We start from the raw sequence: 20,245 nt of genomic DNA on the forward strand, positions 1-20,245 counted from the left end.
GACTATGGGATGTGCCACTATGACGGAACAAAATACCCCATCCGCCCCGGTTGAAGAGCCAACCACCGCGGTTGAGAGCTCCCAGCAGCCAGCCGCTGCCAGCCGCAAAGGCAAGAACACCGGCCCGGTGCTCGGCGCGATCGCTATCGTGCTGGTCATCGCCCTCGGCGCGGGCGGCTATTACCACACGCACAAGCAGGCGCAACAGCTGATCGCCGCCAATCAGGCTCTGCAACAGCAGCTTGAAGGCGTAAAGCAGAGCCAACAGCAGGAAAGAAATGCGCTGGAAGGCCTGCTGCAGCAGCAGGGTAAAACCCTGGACGCCGCCGATCGCGAGCAGGCGAATCTGGCGCGCCAACTGAGCGAGCTGCAGGAAAAAGTGGCGACCATCTCCGGCAGCGACGCCAAAACCTGGCTGCTGGCGCAGGCCGATTTCCTGGTGAAAATGGCCGGCCGCAAGCTGTGGAGCGATCAGGACGTGACCAGCGCCGCCGCGCTGCTGAAAAGCGCCGACGCCAGCCTGGCGGACATGAACGATCCGAGCCTGCTCGACGTGCGCCGCGCCATTACCGAAGACATCAGCACGCTTTCCACGCTGACCCAGGTCGATTACGACGGCATCATCCTCAAGGTCAATCAGCTGTCCAATCAGGTGGATAACCTGCGCCTGGCGGACAACGACACCGACGAAGCGCCGATGGATCAAAACAGCAGCGAGCTCTCCGGCTCGATCGGCGAATGGCGGCAGAACCTGGCCAAGAGCTGGCGCAATTTCATGGCCGACTTCATCACCATCCGCCGCCGCGACACCAGCGCCGAACCGCTGCTGGCGCCGAACCAGGACATCTACCTGCGCGAGAACATTCGTTCGCGCCTGCTGGTGGCCGCACAGGCCATCCCGCGCCATCAGAACGAGACCTACAAGCAGTCGCTGGAAACCGTCTCCACCTGGGTGCGCGCCTATTTCGACACCACCGATCCGGCGACCAAGGCCTTCCTGGAAGAGCTGGACAGCCTGAGCCAACAGTCGATCTCGATGGATGTGCCGGATCAGCTGAAGAGCCAGCCGCTGCTGGAAAAAGTGATGCAGACCCGGGTGCGCAACCTGATGACCCAGTCCCCTGCCGCTCACCAGGAGGGTTAAGCCATGTTACGCGTGCTATTTCTGTTCCTGGTGGTGATCGCCAGCGTGGTGCTCGGGCCGATGTTGGCCGGGCATCAGGGCTATGTGCTGATCCAGACCGATAATTACAATATTGAAACCAGCGTCACCGGCCTGGTGATCATGCTGGTGCTGCTGTTCGTGGTGCTGCTAGCGATCGAATGGATCCTGCGCCGCACCTTCCGTACCGGCGCCCGCACGCGCGGCTGGTTTATCGGCCGCAAGCGCACCCGCGCGCGCCAGCAAACCAAAGCCGCGCTGATCAAACTGGCGGAAGGCGACTACAAGCAGGTTGAAAAGCTGATGACGCGCAACGCCGATCACGCCGAACAGCCGGTGGTGAACTACCTGCTGGCCGCCGAGGCCGCGCAGCAACGCGGCGATGACTTCCGTACCAATCAGTATCTGGAGCGGGCCGCCGAAGCCGCCGATACCGATCAGCTGCCGGTGGATATCACCCGGGTTCGCATCCAGCTGGCGCAGGGCGAGAACCATGCCGCGCGCCACGGCGTCGATCGCCTGCTGAACCAGGCGCCACGCCATCCGGAAGTGTTGCGCCTGGCGGAACAAGCCTATCTGCGCACCGGCGCCTATGCGTCGCTGCTGGAAGTGCTGCCGTCGATGCGTAAAATCGAACTGCACAGCGAAGAGCAGCTGCAGGCGTTGCAGCAACAGGCTTACATCGGGCTGATGAATCAGGCGATGGCGGACGAAGGCAGCGAAGGCCTGAAGCGCTGGTGGAAAGATCAGAGCCGCAAGACGCGTCACGAAGTGCCGCTGCAAATCGCGATGGTGGAGCACCTGATCGAATGCAACGACCACGAACTGGCGCAGGAGATTGTGCTCGATAGCCTGAAGCGCCAATATGACGAGCGCCTGGTGCTGTTGCTGCCGCGGTTGAAGTCCGGCAACCCCGAGCAGCTTGAGAAAGCGCTGCGTCAGCAGATGAAGCAGCACGGCGCGACGCCGCTGCTGAACAGCACGCTGGGGCAACTGCTGATGAAGCACGGCGAGTGGCAGCAAGCGGCCGACGCCTTCCGCGAAGCGTTGAAACAGCGCCCGGATGCTTACGACTACGCCTGGCTGGCCGATACGCTGGAAAAACTGCATCGTTCGGATGAAGCGGCGCAGATGCGGCGTGAGGGACTGATGTTGACGCTGAAACAGAACGGCGGCGAATAACGGCCCGCCCGGTAGAGAAAGCGTGGCCCCGGTGCCGCGCTTTTTTTGCCCGTTAGCTTGCTGAAGCGCAAAAAAAAACACTTGCCGCATGGCAAGTGTATAAAGAAGCAATCAGGTCTAGGACAACAGGGGCGGTGCCTCACTCAACGTTTTGCCCTGAGCGTGATGACGGGTTAGTCATCGTTCTCGTGGGCGATAGGCACCCTAAATCGGCTCTGCGTCATTCCCAGGGTTTATGAAGCCTAAGGCGAACATAAGAAATGGAATGAGCATCTACGCTATAGGTAATGCACTTGGCGTGCCAACTTTTATATCCAGGAAGGTCGCTATAAAAAAATCACCCAATTGATTGAAAATATTTAATTTTTATTTACCCCCTAGCTTTCTCTCAGCATGCCGTCCCCTGTCGTTCTTTACCCACGGCCGATCTGATGCTGTCGCCGCAAAACGACGACTTAAGCCAAAGCCACTTTTAATGTTTAAAATCAATGGATTATTTGTCTCAAACTGGCGACAACGTCGAACCACATTGTCGCTGAAAACCTACACACTTGCCGGTTGAGACAAAATGCCAATGTTCAGATACGCACAAACCCATGCAATGCTGCACGGGTTGGTCGCTATGCGTTTCGTCGCGGCGGGAAGAACTTACCCTCATAAACGGCGGACGTAAAAAAACCGACTTGCGTCGGTTTTTTTGAAAATGGTCAGCGAGAGAAAAATTACGCACATCCTGGATACGCGCTCTGCGGGCCGTTGCTAAAGCAACGTCGTCTCGCTTCGCGAGGCTCGAACCTCCTGCGGAGGTACTCATCCTCATAAACTGCAGGCGTAAAAAAACCGACTTGCGTCGGTTTCTTTGAAAGTGGTCGGCGAGAGAGGATTCGAACCTCCGACCCACTGGTCCCAAACCAGTTGCGCTACCAAGCTGCGCTACTCGCCGATTTGTGTTGCTCATACTACCCGATTTATCAGACCGTTGTCCATATAAATCTTATATTTATCATATATTTTGCGTGGTGCGAAGAGAGGGACTTGAACCCTCACGTCCGTAAGAACACTAACACCTGAAGCTAGCGCGTCTACCAATTCCGCCACCTTCGCACTGTCACAAAATACTGCTAAATCTTCACTTCATCAGGAAGTGGGGTGGCTAATGGGACTCGAACCCACGACAACTGGAATCACAATCCAGGGCTCTACCAACTGAGCTATAGCCACCATTACTACTTCTTCTTACTCACGCGGTAATATTACCACCGCAGCTCCTGCGCACAAACTTAATGGCGCGCCCGACAGGATTCGAACCTGAGACCTCTGCCTCCGGAGGGCAGCGCTCTATCCAGCTGAGCTACGGGCGCGTAGCGCCGTTGCGGGAGGGGATACTACGGATTTACGCCAATCCTGTCTAGTGCTTTTTCGCAGAAATGTTGCGTTTGATTACGCTTTGCTCACTCCTGCGCAGGAAAGCGCACTCCGTAGCCCCTTTTCACCGTTTATTGCCGTGTTTCTACCCGATTTTCAGCCGGATGACGTTTCTTATGCATGCCGAAAGCGAAGTAGCACAGGCTGACGCCCGCTAAGAAAATCGCCCCGACCAGCAGGGAAATCCGCGTATCCGGGTTGATTCCCATGCCGACCAGCACGCACACCAGAAAAGCGATGGTCAGATAGTTCACATACGGGAACATGATCGACTTAAAGCTGTGGTTTTTGATCGCTTCCTTGTGCGCGCGGCGGAAATAGAGCTGGCTTATCAGCACCACGAACCACGGCACCATGCCCGGCAGCACGCTGGCGCTGTAGACATAGACGAACACCTGCTCCGGATTCGGGATAATGTAGTTCAGCGCAGACCCCACCAGCAGGCAGCCGATGGTGACGGCGATGCAATTCACCGGCACGCCGCTGGCGGAAAGCTTAGTCAACGCCGCCGGCAGTTGGCGATTCTTGGCCAGGGCGTACAGCATGCGGCCGCCGCTGTACATGCCGCTGTTGCAGCCGGAGAGCGCGGCGGTCAAGACCACGAAGTTGATGATGCCGGCGGCGGCAACGATGCCGATCTTGGCGAAGGTCAGCACGAACGGGCTGCCGGCAGTGCCGATGCCGTTCCAAGGGAAAATGGTGACGATGACGAAGATCGCGCCGACATAGAAGATCAGGATGCGCCACAGGATATTGTTGATCGCGCGTTTCAGCGTCACCTGCGGGTTCTTGGCTTCCCCGGCGGTGATGCCCACCAGCTCAACCCCCTGATAGGACGCCACCACGATGCACAGCGCAAACAGGAAGCCTTTCCAGCCGCCGGCAAAGAAACCGCCGTGCGCCGTCAAATTGGCGAACCCGATAGGTTCACCGCCGTTGCCGAAGCCGAAGAAGATCACCCCCAGCCCCACCAGAATCATCACGATGATAGTGGTGACCTTGATCATGGCGAACCAGAACTCCAGCTCCCCATACAGGCGCACCGCCGCCAGGTTGGCCAGCGCCACCATCGCCACGGCAATCAGCGCCGGCACCCACTGCGGTATTTCCGGGAACCAGAACTGCACATACACCCCGATGGCGGTGATCTCAGAAATGCCGACGGCAATCCACATAAACCAGTAGCCCCAGGCGGTCAGATAACCGAAGTAGGGATTCATGTACTTATGCGCGTAAACGGCAAACGACCCGGCGACCGGCTCAAGGAACAGCATTTCTCCCATCGAACGCATAATGAAGAATACGAACAGCCCGGCGATGATGTAAGCCAGCAGCACCGATGGCCCCGCCCACTTCAGCGTACTGGCCGAGCCCATAAACAGGCCGACGCCGATGGTGCCCCCCAGAGCGATAAGCTCGATGTGCCGTGCCTCAAGACCCCGGTGTAGCCCTTGCGGTTTCTCTTTGTGTGCCATAAATCCTCAATAATTTTTCTCGGGTTGTGTTTGCCTGCCGGCCGCTGCCGGTCGTTATTGTCATTATTAAAAGAATAAATCATCCCCTGCCGATCGGACTGGCATCAACGGGTAGTCGGAGCGAAGTTACCGTGAGAAGGACATCGTTCAGCGCTGTCGCATCAGGCTTCAGCGGCCAGGGATAATTTCCGGGCGGTATCGTTTCGCATTTCGCCGCTATAAGCAAACCGCAATTTAAAACTTTATGGAATAAATGCAGCGGCGTTTAGGGCCGAGGGTTATAGATATGCGGGAGAAACGCGCAAAAGCAGATTATTGGTACAGCAGTCCGGAGCGGAACAGCACTTTCCACCCCGGATGATAGGTTACATCTTGCCGCTGTAGTAGTAGCCGACAAACTTCAACAGCTTCAACTGCCTGCCGATGCGGCTGGGTTGGCTGAGCAGGCGGTAGAGCCATTCCAGACCAAGGTTCTGCCACACCTTGGGCGCACGCTTCACATGCCCGGTAAAAACGTCGTAGGTGCCGCCCACGCCCATATACAGCGCCTGCGGATGCACCTTGCGGCAATCGCGCATCAGGATCTCCTGCTTCGGCGATCCCATCGCCACCGTCACGATAGCGGCGCCGCTGGCACGAATACGCTCGAACAGCGCCTCTCGCTGATCCGGTTTGAAATAGCCGTCCTGGCTGCCCACCAGGTTGACATTCCACTGGCTGCGCAGCTTTTGCTCGGTTTCCGCCAAGACTTCCGGCTTGCCGCCGACCAAGAAGACCGGCGTGCCTTCGCGGCCGGCGCGCTGCATCAACGCTTCCCACAGATCGGCGCCCGCGACGCGCGACACATCCGCCGCCGGGTATTTGCGGCGGATTGAGCGCACCATACTGATGCCGTCGGCGTACTTGTACTCCGCTTCATCCAGCAACGCATGCAGCGCCGGGTCCTCTTCCGCCTTCAGGATCTTTTCCGCATTCATCGCCACCAGCGTGCCCTGTTTGACCCGGCCGCCGTCGAACAGAAAGTCCATGCAATGCGCCATATCGCGAAAGCCCCACAGGCTGAAACCGCGCAGCTCATACTGCGGCACCGAAATCTTTGTTTCCATCGTTCTCATTACCCTTACAAAAGACCGTTGGCCCGAGGCGGAGACGCCAGCGCGCGGGCACGCGTCACTCTGGCCTTGATCAGCCCGGCGGTATCGAACAGCCAATACAGCAACTTCGCCAGCACCAGACAGGCGCCGAAAATGATGCAGAAGAACACCACGCGCGACACGAATGAGTCCACCCCTTCACGCGCCAACACGATCATGTTGAACACCGCGCCGAAGCAGAACCCCTGCAGAATGGCCGCCTTATAGCGGTTCGGCTCTGTTTTGCCCAGCTCATACAGCCAGTCGAACCACTTGATGATCATGCCCACCAGAATCGCGCCGAGCGGGATAAACAGCGCGCCGCCCATCACCACCAGCGAACCAATCAGCGTCGGCGAAATCGCCAGCCCGGAGTGGTTGTTCAGCACTTCCCAGGTGAAATAGTTGGCCGAGTTCAGCACCACGTCCGGCCGGCTCGGCCATAGCCAGGTTGGGATAAAGACGTAGAAATCACGCAAGATCGGCGCCAGGCCTTGGAAATCGATCTTGTCGTAATTTTGCAGCAGCAGCGCCAGGTTTTCCCACGGCGAGAAGGTATCGCGGGTCAGGTAGAGGAAGGTATAAAACGCTTCCGCGCCGCTGACGTCCAGGCTATAGCGCTTCAACGCCAGCCAGAACATGCCGACCACGCCGAATATGCCCGCCGCCGCCAGCATCCACAGCGTGATCCAGCCGCGCACGATGCCGATAAACAGGAACAACGCGAAAGCGATGATGATATTGGCACGGGTGCCGCCGACGATCACGTAGGTCAGAATACCGAACGCCACCGTCGCCACCAGGAACAAAAACCAGGCGCGCAGATCCTGCCGCAGGAAATAGACCACCAGCATCGCCGGAATGAAGAAGTAGAAGAACCGCTTGAGCGCTACGCCGGACACATCGCTGGAGAAGATCTGGCTGTAGGAATTGAGCTTGAACAGCAGGAAGCCGTTCTGCATGAAGAAGATCCCAACGGTACCGATCGCCACCAGCGCCAGCAGCACCCAGGTCATATGAGTCTCTACCCGGTTCATGGTAAACAGCGCCGCGCGCGGCTGAGTGCGGCGCTTGCGCAGCCGGGTCTTGTAGGTGACGTAATAGATGGCGTAAAACGCCGTCGCCGACAGCAGGGCGTACAGCAGAAACTCCACCGGCACCACCTCGACGTCAAACTGAAACACCAGCAGGCAGGTTAACGGGAAGCCGAAATAGAACGTCAACAAATACAGCAGCGAGAAGAAGACGTTGAAGTTAAAGCGCACGCGCCGAAACTCCTGGTAGGTCAGCGTCAGGATAAACGTCAGGCTGACCAGATAGACGACAAACAGGCCGCCGAATTGCGCCAACGTCATGAATGTTCTCCCGCCGCCAACGCCAGGGCTTGCTGCCAGCCGTCAACATAGTTCGGATTGAAGAAGGCGATCGCCTGTTTATCCACCGCCGCCAGCTGACGCTGCGCTTCGCGCACCACCGCCTCGTCCAGCGAATCGCCGTAGAACAGCACCGGCAGGTGCTGTTCCGCCAAATCCTGCCAGAACGGGTTTTGCCGGCTGAGCACAAAAGGCACGCCGAACTGAATCAGCAGGCACAGGGTGCCAATCCCCTGCTGGCGATTGAAAATGAAATAGCCCAGATCGCAGGCGCGCAGAATATTGAGGTAGTCCTCGAATGCCACCTGCTGCGTGAGCAGCTGCAGGTTTTTCTCGCCGAACAGCGGCAACCCGGCGGCGCGCACCTGCTCGATGTAAGCATCGTTATTGGCCGGATAACCCATCGGCAGGATCACGCGCACGTCGGCGCCGAACTGCTGATGAATCGCCTGCAGCGCTTCGATATGCCGATTGCTGCGATCGCCGGAGTTGCCCACCAGAATCGTCATCGGCCCGGCCAGGTTTTTCTCGACGTGAACGTCGGTCAGCGCCGGATCCATGCGGGTCGGGAAGTACAGCAGCGAGGCCGGCACCCGCGCATGGCGCTGCTGGTAGTGAATCACGTCGCCGCGAGTAGCAAACACATTCCCTACCCGCCCCTGCGCAATGCGGCGCAGCAGATAGAACAGCCGGAATTTCCAGCTGGTGGCGTCCTCATACAGATCGGCGCCCCAAATATGCCAACTGACCTGACGCGCCTTGATCTTGCCGCTCAGCAGCGCCAGCCACAGCCCCGGGTTGAACTGGCCGTGCAGGAAGAAACGCGTATCCCGATCGGCCTGGGCGCGCGCGATCACCGCCGCCGCCAGGCTTTTCTTGTCCGCGTAGGGCTCAATGTTCAGGGCGGGGAAATCTCCCAGTGTCGCCACATCCTTGGCCGCCACCATAAAATGCCGCGTCTGCTCAGCCGGCAGACGCGGCGCCAGCACGTCATTGAAGAAGCGCAGCACCGTCTGGTTATGATGCGGGATATCGGATCCCAGAACGTGAATCAGTGTGGTCATACTCGTCTACGATAGATAAGAAACACGCAGCTACAGAGCGTGAAATACACGATGTAGGTTGCCATATAGGCCTGAGCCGCCCCCAGCGCGCCGTGCCGCGGGATCAGCCAGTGTGAGAACAGCGTCAGCAGCAGAAACTGGCTGACTTCCGTCAGGATATAAAAGCGCAGCGACGCTTTGGCGATCACCAAATAGCCGAACACATAGGCCCCGACTTTCAGCACGTCGCCCACCAACTGCCAGGCAAACAGATCGCGCATGGCGACGAATTTGTCCGAGAACAACAGCCAGATGGCGAAATCACGCAGCAGCCATACCGTAAAGCTTGCCGCCGCTACCGCCGGCAGCACGAATTTCAGCGAGCGCACGATCTCCCGCGAGATGGCGCCCTTGTCCGTCAGCCGCGACAGCGTCGGCAGCAGATAGACGGTAAACGAGGCGGTGATGAACTGCAGATAGGCATCGGAAATGCTGCTGACGCCCTGCCAAATCCCCACCTCATCCCAACCGTAATGCGCAGCCAGCAGGTTACGCATCATCACGTAAGCCACCGGCAGCGTCACCGAGGTGATCAACGCCATGAGGGTGAATTTGCCAAGGTTGCCGGCCACGAGTTTGTCCCAACGCGGCGCCAGATAGCGCAGCGGCAGCGTTTTGCGCCGCCACAGCATCAGCCCGGCCGGCAACACCACCAACGCCGGCACCAGCGCCAGCCCCGCCAGCGCGCCTTCATAGCCCCCCAGCTTGAAGCACAGGTAATAAGCCACCACGCCAATCAGGCTGCCGCCGATCACCGCCAGCGCATTGCCCATCGCGTCGCGATAGCCTTTCAGCACCGCCATGAACAGGTTGGCGTAGGCGATGCCCATCTGAATGAAAGCGACGGCGCGCACCACATCGACGTAATCGGCATGCCCGAACAACCCGACGCTGATCGGTTCGGCGGCGAACAAAAACACCAGCGCCAGCAAGGTCGAAAAACCCAGCACGATGCTCGACGCGGTGCCCACCGCCAGGCGTAAACGCTGCGGATCCTGGTGGTACTCCGCCACGTATTTGGTGATACCGTTAAAAATGCCCGCGCCGGACAGCACGCCCAACACGGTGATCAACTGGCGGAAGTTACCCGCCTGCCCCACCCCGCTGGGACCAAACGCCACCGCCAGCAGTTTCACCACCAACAGCCCCACGCCGATTTTGATCAGCGTGGAGCCGGCGGTCCATATCGATGCTTTTGCCAACGACATATCAGGCAAAGAAGCTCAGGATGGTATTGATTACCGTACGCTGATTGACATCAGACATATTGTAAAACAGCGGCAAGCGCACCAGGCGCGCGCTTTCCTGCGTGGTGTAACGATCTTCGCCGGCAAAGCGGCCAAAGCGTTCACCGGCCGGGCAGTCATGCAGCGGAATATAGTGGAACACCGCCATGATTTCGGCTTCCTTCAGGTAGTCGATAAAGGCCGTGCGCTCTTCAATATCACGCAGCTTGATATAGAACATGTGCGCGTTATGCACGCAGTCGGCCGGGATTACCGGCAGTTCGATGCGGCCTGACCGGGCCAACGGCTGGAAGCTGTCGTAGTACTTCTGCCACAGAGCCAAACGGCGCTGGTTGATGCGTTCCGCCACTTCCAGCTGGCCCCACAGGTAGGCGGCCTGCAGGTCAGACATCAGATAGCTGGAACCGATGTCGCGCCAGGTATATTTGTCGACCTGGCCACGGAAGAACTGACTGCGGTTAGTGCCCTTCTCGCGGATGACTTCCGCCCGATCGACCAGGGCCGGATCGTTCACCAGCGTCGCGCCGCCTTCGCCGCCGGCGGTGTAGTTTTTGGTTTCATGGAAGCTGAAGCAGCCGATATGGCCGATGGTGCCCAATGCCTTGCCTTTGTAGGTCGACATCACGCCCTGCGCGGCATCTTCCACCACGAATAGGTTATATTTCTTCGCCAGCGCCATGATGGTATCCATCTCGCAGGCAACGCCGGCATAGTGCACCGGTACAATCGCGCGGGTTTTATCGGTGATCGCCGCTTCGATTTTGGTTTCGTCGATGTTCATGGTGTCCGGACGCAGGTCGACGAACACCACTTTGGCACCGCGCAGCACAAAGGCATTGGCGGTGGAAACGAAGGTAAAGCTCGGCATGATCACTTCATCACCCGGCTGGATATCCAGCAGGATGGCGGCCATTTCCAACGACGCGGTGCAGGAAGGCGTCAACAACACTTTCGCGCTGCCGAAACGCTGTTCCATCCACTGCTGGCAGCGACGGGTGAAACCGCCATCGCCGCACAATTTTCCGCTGCCCATGGCAGCCTGCATATATTCCAGTTCAGTGCCAACAACCGGTGGAGCGTTAAATGGAATCATGTCTACCTCTGTATAGCCAGTACGCGGTGCTTTCAATCACGGCACCCTGTCGTTGATAGAGTCGTAATGCGGCGATATTGCCTATCTGGGTCGCGACCCGCAGGCGCTGCATTCCTTGCCGCCGACACTCGGCGATCGCCGCCGTCATCAGCCTGGCGCCCACGCCCCGGCCGGATGCGCCGGGGAAAGCCGCCAACAGGCCGATGCGCGTTTCCTGGCCGCCAATGTCACGCAGGCTGACAAATCCCTCTGGCCGCCCCTGTTCGTCCAGCGCCAACAGGCACTGATGATCGAAAGTGCCCAAAACGGCCTTTTCGATCCACAAAGCATAAAACCGGCCGCTGTCATCAGGTTGATACCAGGGCGTACGAAAGCGGCTGACGGTGAACGCCTGAGCCGCCGCGGCACGCAATGCCGGGATATCGGCCTTTGTCGCCAGGCGGGAAGTCTGGGCGACGGAACCCGGTTCAACCGCGTGATCGTGCTCAAGAGCCAGAACCAGATCGACTTCGCCCTCAACCAGGCGAAATCCCAAATCAGCCAGGCCGTCCGCCAACGCAAGGTGCTGCGCGGGGACTTTGGCCTGCACCAGGGTATAAGCCGCCAGATCGGCTTCGGCAAGCGCCGGAGCCGAGGAGGAAAAGCTGAGTTTCGCGCTGTCTAGCGCGAAAAACTCGCTTTCCCACGACAAAGGCTCAATAGTGGCGTGGACGCGCATGCAGCAGATCCAGCAAATACTTGCCGTAGCCCGTTTTGGACAATGAAGTGGCGGCGCGTTTCAGCCCCTTGTCATCCAGCCAACCGTTGCGCCAGGCAATCTCTTCCAGGCAGGCGATTTTAAAGCCCTGGCGTTTTTCTACCGTCTGCACGAAGCTGCTGGCTTCCAGCAAGCTGTCGTGAGTCCCGGTGTCCAACCAGGCGAAACCGCGCCCCAACAGTTCGACGGTCAGTTCACCGCGCTCCAGATACATCTGGTTGATGCTGGTGATTTCCAGCTCGCCGCGCTCGGAAGGCTTCACCTGCTTGGCAAACTCCACCACCTGATTATCGTAGAAGTACAGGCCGGTCACCGCCCAATCGGATTTCGGTTTCTTCGGTTTCTCTTCGATCGACAGCGCACGGAAATTGTCGTCAAACTCCACGACGCCAAAGCGTTCAGGATCCATGACCTGATAACCGAACACGGTGGCCCCTTCGGTGCGAGCCGCGACGGTTTTTAATTTCGGGCTGAAAGACTGGCCGAAGAAGATGTTATCTCCCAATACCAGGCAGCAAGAATCGCCGTTGATAAACTCCTCGCCGATCAGGAACGCCTGCGCCAACCCTTCCGGCTTAGGCTGCGCAGCGTAGCTGAGATTGACGCCGAACTGTTCGCCGTTACCCAACAAACGCTCGAAGGACGGCAGATCTTCCGGGGTCGAGATGATCAAAATGTCGCGGATCCCCGCCAGCATCAGTACCGACATCGGGTAATAGATCATCGGCTTGTCATAAATCGGCAGCAGTTGTTTTGACACGCCGCGCGTGATCGGATGCAGACGCGTACCGGAACCGCCGGCCAGAATAATACCTTTCATACTTACTCCAAAACCCGCCGCACCGCCACAAAGCGACGCGGCGTTAAATTAATCTGACAACCCCAAACGCTCACCGGCATAAGAACCGTCTTGCACCCGGCGCCACCAGGTTTCGTTAGCCAAATACCAGGCTACCGTCTTGCGAATGCCGCTTTCGAACGTTTCCTGCGGCCGCCAGCCCAACTCGCGATCGATCTTGCCGGCGTCGATGGCGTAACGCATATCGTGGCCGGGGCGATCCTTCACGTAAGTGATCAGATCGCGGTAGTGCGCCACGCCCTGCGGTTTGTTTGGCGCCAGTTCTTCCAGCAGATCGCAGATGGTCTGCACCACTTCGATATTCTTGCGCTCGTTATGGCCGCCGATATTGTAAGTTTCGCCCACCACGCCTTCGGTCACGACCTGATAAAGCGCGCGCGCGTGATCTTCAACATACAACCAGTCACGCACCTGCGCGCCGTTACCGTATACCGGCAGCGGTTTGCCGGCTACCGCATTCAGGATCACCAACGGAATCAACTTCTCCGGGAAGTGATAAGGGCCGTAGTTGTTCGAGCAGTTGGTCACGAGGGTCGGCAAACCGTAGGTGCGCAACCAGGCACGTACCAGATGATCGCTCGACGCCTTGGAGGCGGAATAAGGACTGCTCGGCGCATATGGCGTGGTTTCGGTGAACAGATCGTCGGTGCCGTGCAGATCGCCGTACACTTCGTCGGTGGAGATATGATGGAAGCGGAAAGCCTGCTTCTTCTCCGCCGCCAACGGCTGCCAGTAATGGCGCGCCGCTTCCAGCATCGTGTAAGTGCCAACCACGTTGGTCTCGATAAAGGCCGCCGGGCCGTCGATAGAACGATCGACGTGGCTTTCCGCCGCCAGGTGCATCACCACGTCCGGCTGATAGCGGGCAAATACCCGATCCAGCTCGGCACGATCGCAGATGTCGACCTGCTCGAAAGCATAGCGCTCGCTGTCGGCCACCACCGCCAGCGACTCGAGGTTACCGGCATAGGTCAGCTTATCCACCACCACCACGCTGTCGCCGGTGGCCTCGATGATGTGCCGCACAACTGCGGAGCCAATGAAACCGGCACCACCGGTAACTAAAATACGTTTCAACGCCATACTCCTTTGGTATCAACAACCCATGTTTGTTTTACATCTTCCGGCCGGATGGCCTTGAACTGTTGGTGATCGACCAACATCACGATCACATCGGCCTGCTGCAACGCCTCAGCGATTGGCGTCAACGTCACATGGCCCGCCAGCGACTTCGGCAACTGTTCGACATTCGGTTCCACCGCCAGCGTTTCGCCGACGTGCCATTCGGCGATCAGGTGCGCCACTTCCACCGCCGGGCTTTCACGCAAATCGTCGATATTCGGCTTGAAGGCCAGCCCGAAGCAGGCAATTTTCACCTCGGACGCGCGCTTGTCGGTGGCGGCCAGGCAATCGGCCACCGCCGCTTTCACCCGGTCGACCACCCACAACGGTTTGCCGTCGTTCACCAGACGTGCGGTGTGGATCAGACGCGCCTGCTGCGGGTTTTGCGCCACGATAAACCACGGATCGACGGCAATGCAGTGGCCGCCTACGCCCGGCCCCGGCTGCAGAATATTCACCCGCGGATGGCGGTTCGCCAGGCGGATCAGTTCCCAGACGTTGATCCCCTGTTCGGCGCAAATCAACGACAATTCGTTGGCAAAGGCGATATTCACGTCGCGGAAGCTGTTTTCCGTCAGCTTGCACATCTCGGCAGTGCGTGAGTTGGTGACTACGCATTCCCCCTCGAGGAAAATCTTGTACAGCGCGCTGGCTCGTTCCGAGCACTTCGGCGTCATGCCGCCGATCACGCGGTCGTTTTGAATCAGCTCTACCATCACCTGCCCCGGCAACACGCGCTCCGGGCAGTAGGCGATATTCACGTCCGCCGCTTCGCCCGCTTGCTGCGGGAAGCTGAGATCGCTGCGCGCCTGCGCCAACCAGTCCGCCATTTGTTCAGTGGCGCCCACCGGCGAGGTGGACTCCAGGATCACCAGATCGCCTTTTTTCAGCACCGGCGCCAGCGATTTCGCCGCGGCTTCGACATAGGCCAGATCCGGCTCGTGATCGCCCTTGAACGGCGTAGGCACCGCGATCAGGAACGCATCGGCCGCCAGCGGTTTGGTCACCGCCCGCAGGAAACCGCCGTCGACGGCGTCCTTGACCACTTTGTCCAGATCCGGCTCGATGATATGGATCGCGCCGCGGTTAATGGTATCTACCGCATGTTGGTTAACATCTACACCCACCACTTTTTTCTTGCGGGAAGCAAACGCCGCCGCCGTTGGCAAGCCGATATAACCCAGGCCGATAACCGAAATAGTGTCAAAACTCATAGTGTCACCTGATGATTCTTTAAAGCTTCGAGGATACGCTGACAGGCATGCCCGTCGCCGTATGGGTTGTGCGCCCGGCTCATCGCGTGATATTCGCTTTCGTCCGTCAACAGCCGGGTCACCGCTTCAACAATTTTGGCCACATCGGTGCCGACCAGGCGCACCGTGCCCGCATCTACCGCCTCCGGGCGCTCGGTGGTGTCGCGCATCACCAGCACCGGCTTGCCTAACGAGGGCGCCTCTTCCTGAATGCCGCCGGAGTCGGTCAGGATCATGTAAGCGTGGGTCATCAAATAGACAAACGGCAAATAATCCTGCGGCTCGATCAGCATGACGTTGTCGATGCCTTTCAAAATGCGATTCACCGGCTCGCTGACATTCGGATTGAGATGTACCGGGTACACTACCTGCACTTCCGGGTGGCTGCGGGCGATCTCCGCCAGCGCACTGCAAATCCGCTCAAAACCGCCGCCAAAACTTTCCCGGCGATGGCCGGTGACCAGAATCAGTTTTTTGTCGGCGTCGAGGAACGGGTAACGCTGCGCCAGGCTGGCGCGCAGCGCAGCATCGCTCATCACGCGATCGCGCACCCAGAACAGCGCGTCGATCACCGTATTGCCGGTCACAAAAATACGGTTGTCCGGCAGCAGCTCGCGCAGCAGGTTTTGGCGCGAGTTCTCGGTCGGCGCGAAGTGGTACATCGCCAGATGGCCGGTCAGTTTGCGGTTGGCCTCTTCCGGCCAGGGAGAATACAGATTGCCGGTACGCAGCCCGGCCTCGACATGCCCGACGGGGATGCGTTGATAGAACGCTGCCAGACTGGTCGCCAGCGTGGTGGTGGTATCGCCGTGCACCAGCACCACGTCCGGTTTGAAGTCTTCCAGCACCCCTTTCAGCCCTTCCAGGATGCGGCAGGTGATTTCCGTTAGCCCCTGACCGGGTTTCATGATGTTCAGGTCGTAATCCGGCGTGATCTCGAACAACCGCAATACCTGATCCAACATCTCACGATGCTGTGCCGTTACGCAGACTCTTGCTTCAAAGGCCTCATCCTGGGCCAGTGCATGTACCAGCGGCGCCATTTTAATGGCTTCAGGTCTGGTGCCGAAAACAGTCAACACTTTCACAGCGAATCTCTTTTGGTCGGTTAATCGCAGGCCCCGCCTGCGAATGGGGCGCTCACGCGCCCTGCATCAGATTATTATATTATTTTTTAACTACGCGGCCGACGCGCCAAGGCAACACCCGCGCCAACCAAAGCGCCCATCGCGCCCCATAGAATCAGCCAGAATACCCGGCGCGGGCTGTCGCGTTTTACCGGCTCTTCCGGCGTACGCAAATAACGATAGGTCTGGAACTTCTCATCCAACGTCGGACCAACGTTCAGCGTCGCCAACATTGCACGATTCTGATCGTAATCCAGGTCGTAGGTCGGGCCGGAGGCCTGCAGGCCTTCCAGACGCGCCTGCAGCATTGGCCGGCCCAGCAGGAACAGATCCGAATCCGGCAACTGTTCTGCCGGGGTGTCGGTTTGCGTGCGGCTGATCCCCTGGCTTTCGGCGATTTTCAGCGCCTGCTGCGTGGTGTTCAGCTCGCGCTTGTAAACCGACTCCGCCACCGCTTCCTGACGCTTGACCTGCGCCTTCATTGAGGTGGTACGGGCGGCCCACGCCCCCTGAATCTCTTCGTTCAGGTGCAGAGCAGCGCGGTGGCTGGCGAAGGCCACGTATTGACGCAGCAGGCGATTGGCGTCCGCTGCGGTTTCCGCCGTCAGCTTCACGCCGTCGTTCGGGACTTTCTTGTCGTCGCGCGGCGTGAACAGAATGTTATTGATCAGCTCGTCGAGCAATGCCGCATCGGCACGGGCATCCCCTTCCTGACGCTGTTTGTAGTAATCGCTCTGCAGCCAAAAATCGCGACGCGTGTCGTAAGCCGCCAGCTGCATGATGAACTCATTGTACGCTTCATCCGCGATGCTCGGCTGATCGCCGGCCGTCGCCGGCAACGTGCGCACGTCCAGATTGCGCAGGAACTGCTGCTGGGAATAGTAACCGCCCAGCGCATTCACCGTGGGTTTGTCGGTGATTGCGGTCGCGCTCCACTCTTGCTTAACCAGGTAAGAAACGATCAGCGCGACCGCCGCGAACAGCACCGCAATGCCGATAATCCACGGTTTGCCGCGCCACAGGGTGCAGCACAGGCCGCGAATATCGAGTTCGTTATCCACCGCCGGGGTATGCTTGTCAGACGTTGTTTCTGGATTCATCACAGCCAAAAAGCCTCTGGTTAAGATACTTGCTTGTTATCGCTCGAACGCCGCAGCCGGCGCTTGATACGCTTAATGTACCGCGCAACCCGCCAGGCGCGCTTGATGCAGTAACCGTACAGGAAGAAAGCAAGCAAGAATAATGCCAACATAACCCACTCAGGGATAAAAGTCAGGCGTTCGCCGATCACGCCCACCGCCGCCAGCAATGCGGCCGCCAGGGTGATCAACACGAAAGCCTGCCGCGGCGTAAAGCCGGCGCGCATGATCAGGTGGTGAATATGTTGACGATCGGGAGAGAAGGGGCTCATCCCCTTGCGTAAACGACGGTACATGATTGCTATCATGTCCATCAGCGGAATAGCGATGATCCACAGCGCGGTCACCGGGTTGATCGAGTGTGCCTTACCCTGCGAGCTTTGCAGCAGCAGCCAAATGGCGGTAAAGCCGATCAGGGTGCTGCCGGCGTCCCCCATAAACACCTTATAACGTCGGCCGAGGATGCCGAGGTTGAGCAAAATATAGGGAACGATGGTGGCGATCATCGCAAAGCACCAGAACGCCAGCTCATGATGGCCGCTCAGGTACAGCAGCAGGCCCAGCGCCCCGAAGGAGACGCACGACAGCCCACCCAGCAGGCCATCAATACCGTCGACCATGTTGAAGGCGTTGATCGCCGCCCATACCGCGAACAGCGTCACCAGATAGCCGAACGGCCCCAGCAGCATCTCCCAGTCACCCAGCACATGACCGAAGCTGCGCAGATACAGACCGGCGAACACCATCATGGCGATGCCGACTAATGCCTGCACCAAGGCGCGGATTTTAACGCTGATGTCGAAACGATCGTCGAGCGCGCCCACAAACACCAGAATGCCGGCGCAGGTGAGATAAAGCTTGGCGTGCGCGATAGGTTGTTCGGAAATCCAAAACGCGAAGCACAACCCGGCATAAACGGAAATACCGCCGACCAGCGGAATCAACCCCTGATGGCGTTTGCGATAATTGGGTTTATCTACCAGACCAATACGTTTTGCCGCCTTGCGGGCAACAAAGAGAAAAGCCAAAGAAAACAGGAAAACAAATAGAATTTCAGTACTCATAGTGAGTAAGTTCACAGTTAACAGATCTCTGTAGAAGATAAGGCAGCTTACCACGGGCAATAGCTTGTGCCATCGACCCCCGCCACCTTTCGGTCATTTCCTATGACAACGGTGATTCATGCCTATTTTCTTCGCATCGGCTGACAAAACGACAGCAGCAAAGCCGACCGGCACCGGGCCGACCGACAAACAAGATGAATTCTCAATAAGTCGAGGAAACAACTTACTTTTCCATTACTGCTACTTATCGTATCCGCCAAAAGCGAAAAACGCCACGACTAGGCGTGGCGTTCAGCGAATTTTTTAACGAATTATGAGCGTTTCATCATATCGAAGAATTCATCGTTGGTTTTAGTCATCGCCAACTTATTAATGAGGAACTCCATCGCGTCAATCTCACCCATCGGGTGAATGATTTTGCGCAGGATCCACATTTTTTGCAGCTCTTCGGAAGTGGTGAGCAGCTCTTCTTTACGGGTACCGGAGCGGTTGTAATCGATAGCCGGGAATACGCGTTTCTCGGCGATTTTACGCGCCAGATGCAATTCCATGTTGCCGGTACCTTTAAATTCTTCGTAGATCACTTCGTCCATCTTCGAACCGGTATCAACCAGCGCAGTCGCGATGATGGTCAGGCTGCCGCCCTCTTCCACGTTACGTGCCGCACCGAAGAAACGCTTCGGACGATGCAGGGCGTTGGCGTCCACACCACCGGTCAGCACCTTGCCCGAGGCCGGTACCACGGTGTTGTAGGCACGCGCCAGACGGGTGATGGAGTCGAGCAGAATGATCACGTCTTTCTTGTGCTCAACCAGGCGCTTGGCCTTCTCGATCACCATTTCGGCCACTTGCACGTGACGCGAAGCCGGCTCGTCGAAGGTCGAGGCGATCACTTCGCCTTTCACCAGGCGCTGCATCTCGGTCACTTCTTCCGGACGTTCGTCGATCAGCAGCACCATCAGCACGCAGTCTGGGTGGTTGTAGGCAATGCTCTGCGCGATATTCTGCAGCAGCATGGTTTTACCGGCTTTCGGCGGTGCCACGATCAGGCCACGCTGGCCACGGCCAATTGGCGCCGCCAGATCGAGTACGCGCGCCGTCAGGTCTTCGGTCGAGCCGTTGCCGCGCTCCATCCGCAGACGGGAATTGGCGTGCAGCGGCGTCAAGTTCTCGAACAGGATCTTGCTGCGGGCGTTTTCCGGCTTGTCGTAGTTGACTTCGTTGACTTTCAACAGGGCAAAATAGCGCTCGCCTTCTTTTGGCGGACGAATCTTACCGGAAATGGTGTCACCAGTGCGGAGGTTGAAGCGGCGGATTTGGCTAGGGGATACGTAGATGTCGTCGGGACCGGCGAGGTAGGAACTGTCTCCAGAGCGGAGGAAACCGAATCCATCCTGCAATATCTCGAGCACGCCGTCGCCGAAGATATCTTCTCCGCTTTTCGCATGTTGCTTCAGAATGGAGAAGATAATGTCCTGCTTGCGCATGCGGGCAAGGTTTTCCAGCCCCATATTTTCGCCGAGAGTAATCAGCTCAGAAACCGGCGTATTCTTTAATTCGGTAAGATTCATAGTGGTGGGTTCTTAAACTCGGGGTATGTCTCGAACTTGTATCGTGAATGGTATGGCAGCGAAATGCGTGCCTGTTTACTGGACGTTCGATCACCGGGCGCAGAGCCGTCGCGGTAAGAAATGGCTTACATCGGGCGCACGCATTGACGGTTGAAGATCG

Annotated in this window: 16 protein-coding genes, 4 tRNA genes and 1 other RNA gene; 2 read left to right on the forward strand and 19 right to left on the reverse strand. The window is 58.2% G+C overall.

Annotated elements, in window-relative coordinates; genetic code table 11:
• The first annotated feature begins 19 nt into the window (after nucleotides 1-19).
• Together hemX and hemY are read left to right on the forward strand one after the other, a co-directional pair.
• Nucleotides 20-1,144: a uroporphyrinogen-III C-methyltransferase gene (gene hemX, locus ACJ8PN_RS17570; RefSeq protein ID WP_004934230.1), complete on the forward strand. Its 1,125-nt coding sequence runs from the start codon at nucleotides 20-22 to the stop codon at nucleotides 1,142-1,144.
• Nucleotides 1,145-1,147: 3 nt separating this feature from the next.
• The gene (gene hemY / locus ACJ8PN_RS17575; RefSeq protein ID WP_442535125.1) at nucleotides 1,148-2,344 is read left to right on the forward strand and encodes a protoheme IX biogenesis protein HemY; all 1,197 of its coding nucleotides are present in this window, start codon (nucleotides 1,148-1,150) and stop codon (nucleotides 2,342-2,344) included.
• A 705-nt stretch (nucleotides 2,345-3,049) separates the two neighbouring features.
• On the opposite strand, the gene ACJ8PN_RS17580 is transcribed toward hemY, so the two are convergent.
• From ACJ8PN_RS17580 to rho, 19 genes are all read right to left on the reverse strand, one after another.
• Nucleotides 3,050-3,178, reverse strand: a non-coding RNA gene (locus tag ACJ8PN_RS17580) — RtT sRNA.
• 32 nt (nucleotides 3,179-3,210) lie between these two features.
• Nucleotides 3,211-3,287: transfer RNA gene (locus ACJ8PN_RS17585), tRNA-Pro, on the reverse strand.
• A 74-nt stretch (nucleotides 3,288-3,361) separates the two neighbouring features.
• Nucleotides 3,362-3,448: transfer RNA gene (locus ACJ8PN_RS17590), tRNA-Leu, on the reverse strand.
• A gap of 41 nt (nucleotides 3,449-3,489) precedes the next feature.
• Nucleotides 3,490-3,565 (reverse strand) — tRNA-His (locus ACJ8PN_RS17595).
• Nucleotides 3,566-3,628: 63 nt separating this feature from the next.
• Nucleotides 3,629-3,705, reverse strand: a tRNA-Arg gene (locus ACJ8PN_RS17600).
• A 135-nt stretch (nucleotides 3,706-3,840) separates the two neighbouring features.
• Nucleotides 3,841-5,244 (reverse strand): bifunctional threonine/serine APC transporter ThrP, encoded by a 1,404-nt coding sequence (thrP, locus tag ACJ8PN_RS17605; RefSeq protein WP_351108006.1) that lies wholly within the window; start codon nucleotides 5,242-5,244, stop codon nucleotides 3,841-3,843.
• 365 nt (nucleotides 5,245-5,609) lie between these two features.
• The gene (gene wecG / locus ACJ8PN_RS17610; RefSeq protein ID WP_004934224.1) at nucleotides 5,610-6,350 is read right to left on the reverse strand and encodes a lipopolysaccharide N-acetylmannosaminouronosyltransferase; all 741 of its coding nucleotides are present in this window, start codon (nucleotides 6,348-6,350) and stop codon (nucleotides 5,610-5,612) included.
• Nucleotides 6,351-6,364: 14 nt separating this feature from the next.
• Nucleotides 6,365-7,732, reverse strand: coding sequence for an ECA oligosaccharide polymerase (wzyE, locus tag ACJ8PN_RS17615; RefSeq protein WP_346596024.1), 1,368 nt, complete (start codon nucleotides 7,730-7,732; stop codon nucleotides 6,365-6,367).
• Nucleotides 7,729-8,814: a TDP-N-acetylfucosamine:lipid II N-acetylfucosaminyltransferase gene (locus ACJ8PN_RS17620; RefSeq protein WP_171453150.1), complete on the reverse strand. Its 1,086-nt coding sequence runs from the start codon at nucleotides 8,812-8,814 to the stop codon at nucleotides 7,729-7,731. Before ACJ8PN_RS17620 ends, wzyE begins: the two co-directional genes overlap by 4 nt.
• Nucleotides 8,811-10,061, reverse strand: a complete 1,251-nt coding sequence (gene wzxE / locus ACJ8PN_RS17625) for a lipid III flippase WzxE (protein ID WP_171453149.1) — start codon at nucleotides 10,059-10,061, stop codon at nucleotides 8,811-8,813. Before wzxE ends, ACJ8PN_RS17620 begins: the two co-directional genes overlap by 4 nt.
• Before the next feature lies 1 nt (nucleotide 10,062).
• Nucleotides 10,063-11,193, reverse strand: coding sequence for a dTDP-4-amino-4,6-dideoxygalactose transaminase (gene rffA / locus ACJ8PN_RS17630; RefSeq protein WP_171453148.1), 1,131 nt, complete (start codon nucleotides 11,191-11,193; stop codon nucleotides 10,063-10,065).
• On the reverse strand, nucleotides 11,180-11,911 hold the full coding sequence (gene rffC / locus ACJ8PN_RS17635; protein WP_171453147.1) for a dTDP-4-amino-4,6-dideoxy-D-galactose acyltransferase: 732 nt from the start codon (nucleotides 11,909-11,911) through the stop codon (nucleotides 11,180-11,182). Before rffC ends, rffA begins: the two co-directional genes overlap by 14 nt.
• Nucleotides 11,889-12,770 (reverse strand): glucose-1-phosphate thymidylyltransferase RfbA, encoded by an 882-nt coding sequence (gene rfbA / locus ACJ8PN_RS17640; protein ID WP_171453146.1) that lies wholly within the window; start codon nucleotides 12,768-12,770, stop codon nucleotides 11,889-11,891. Before rfbA ends, rffC begins: the two co-directional genes overlap by 23 nt.
• A 48-nt stretch (nucleotides 12,771-12,818) precedes the next feature.
• Nucleotides 12,819-13,892, reverse strand: a complete 1,074-nt coding sequence (rffG, locus tag ACJ8PN_RS17645; RefSeq protein ID WP_171453145.1) for a dTDP-glucose 4,6-dehydratase — start codon at nucleotides 13,890-13,892, stop codon at nucleotides 12,819-12,821.
• On the reverse strand, nucleotides 13,883-15,145 hold the full coding sequence (gene wecC / locus ACJ8PN_RS17650; protein ID WP_171453144.1) for a UDP-N-acetyl-D-mannosamine dehydrogenase: 1,263 nt from the start codon (nucleotides 15,143-15,145) through the stop codon (nucleotides 13,883-13,885). The genes rffG and wecC overlap by 10 nt, the downstream gene beginning before the upstream one ends.
• Entirely contained in the window at nucleotides 15,142-16,272 is a 1,131-nt protein-coding gene (gene wecB / locus ACJ8PN_RS17655) for a non-hydrolyzing UDP-N-acetylglucosamine 2-epimerase (RefSeq protein WP_004934198.1), read from the reverse strand. The genes wecC and wecB overlap by 4 nt, the downstream gene beginning before the upstream one ends.
• Before the next feature lie 86 nt (nucleotides 16,273-16,358).
• Entirely contained in the window at nucleotides 16,359-17,411 is a 1,053-nt protein-coding gene (gene wzzE / locus ACJ8PN_RS17660; RefSeq protein WP_033631474.1) for an ECA polysaccharide chain length modulation protein, read from the reverse strand.
• Between the two features lie 20 nt (nucleotides 17,412-17,431).
• A complete protein-coding gene (gene wecA / locus ACJ8PN_RS17665; protein WP_004934192.1) occupies nucleotides 17,432-18,529 on the reverse strand; it encodes a UDP-N-acetylglucosamine--undecaprenyl-phosphate N-acetylglucosaminephosphotransferase in 1,098 nt (365 codons plus the stop codon).
• Nucleotides 18,530-18,825: 296 nt separating this feature from the next.
• Entirely contained in the window at nucleotides 18,826-20,085 is a 1,260-nt protein-coding gene (rho, locus tag ACJ8PN_RS17670) for a transcription termination factor Rho (RefSeq protein ID WP_004934188.1), read from the reverse strand.
• Nucleotides 20,086-20,245 lie beyond the last annotated feature (160 nt).

The sequence above is a fragment of the Serratia sp. CY76391 genome (assembly GCF_052166695.1).
In the GTDB taxonomy this organism is placed as follows: domain Bacteria; phylum Pseudomonadota; class Gammaproteobacteria; order Enterobacterales; family Enterobacteriaceae; genus Serratia; species Serratia nematodiphila.

Coding starts and splice junctions, on each gene's coding strand:
- rho (WP_004934188.1), bottom strand. CDS start 20,085: ATGAATCTTACCGAATTAAAGAATACGCCGGTTTCTGAGCTGATTACT.
- wzxE (WP_171453149.1), bottom strand. CDS start 10,061: ATGTCGTTGGCAAAAGCATCGATATGGACCGCCGGCTCCACGCTGATC.
- rfbA (WP_171453146.1), bottom strand. CDS start 12,770: ATGAAAGGTATTATTCTGGCCGGCGGTTCCGGTACGCGTCTGCATCCG.
- rffG (WP_171453145.1), bottom strand. CDS start 13,892: ATGGCGTTGAAACGTATTTTAGTTACCGGTGGTGCCGGTTTCATTGGC.
- wecC (WP_171453144.1), bottom strand. CDS start 15,145: ATGAGTTTTGACACTATTTCGGTTATCGGCCTGGGTTATATCGGCTTG.
- rffA (WP_171453148.1), bottom strand. CDS start 11,193: ATGATTCCATTTAACGCTCCACCGGTTGTTGGCACTGAACTGGAATAT.
- rffC (WP_171453147.1), bottom strand. CDS start 11,911: ATGCGCGTCCACGCCACTATTGAGCCTTTGTCGTGGGAAAGCGAGTTT.
- hemX (WP_004934230.1), top strand. CDS start 20: ATGACGGAACAAAATACCCCATCCGCCCCGGTTGAAGAGCCAACCACC.
- wzzE (WP_033631474.1), bottom strand. CDS start 17,411: ATGAATCCAGAAACAACGTCTGACAAGCATACCCCGGCGGTGGATAAC.
- hemY (WP_442535125.1), top strand. CDS start 1,148: ATGTTACGCGTGCTATTTCTGTTCCTGGTGGTGATCGCCAGCGTGGTG.
- wecG (WP_004934224.1), bottom strand. CDS start 6,350: ATGGAAACAAAGATTTCGGTGCCGCAGTATGAGCTGCGCGGTTTCAGC.
- thrP (WP_351108006.1), bottom strand. CDS start 5,244: ATGGCACACAAAGAGAAACCGCAAGGGCTACACCGGGGTCTTGAGGCA.
- ACJ8PN_RS17620 (WP_171453150.1), bottom strand. CDS start 8,814: ATGACCACACTGATTCACGTTCTGGGATCCGATATCCCGCATCATAAC.
- wzyE (WP_346596024.1), bottom strand. CDS start 7,732: ATGACGTTGGCGCAATTCGGCGGCCTGTTTGTCGTCTATCTGGTCAGC.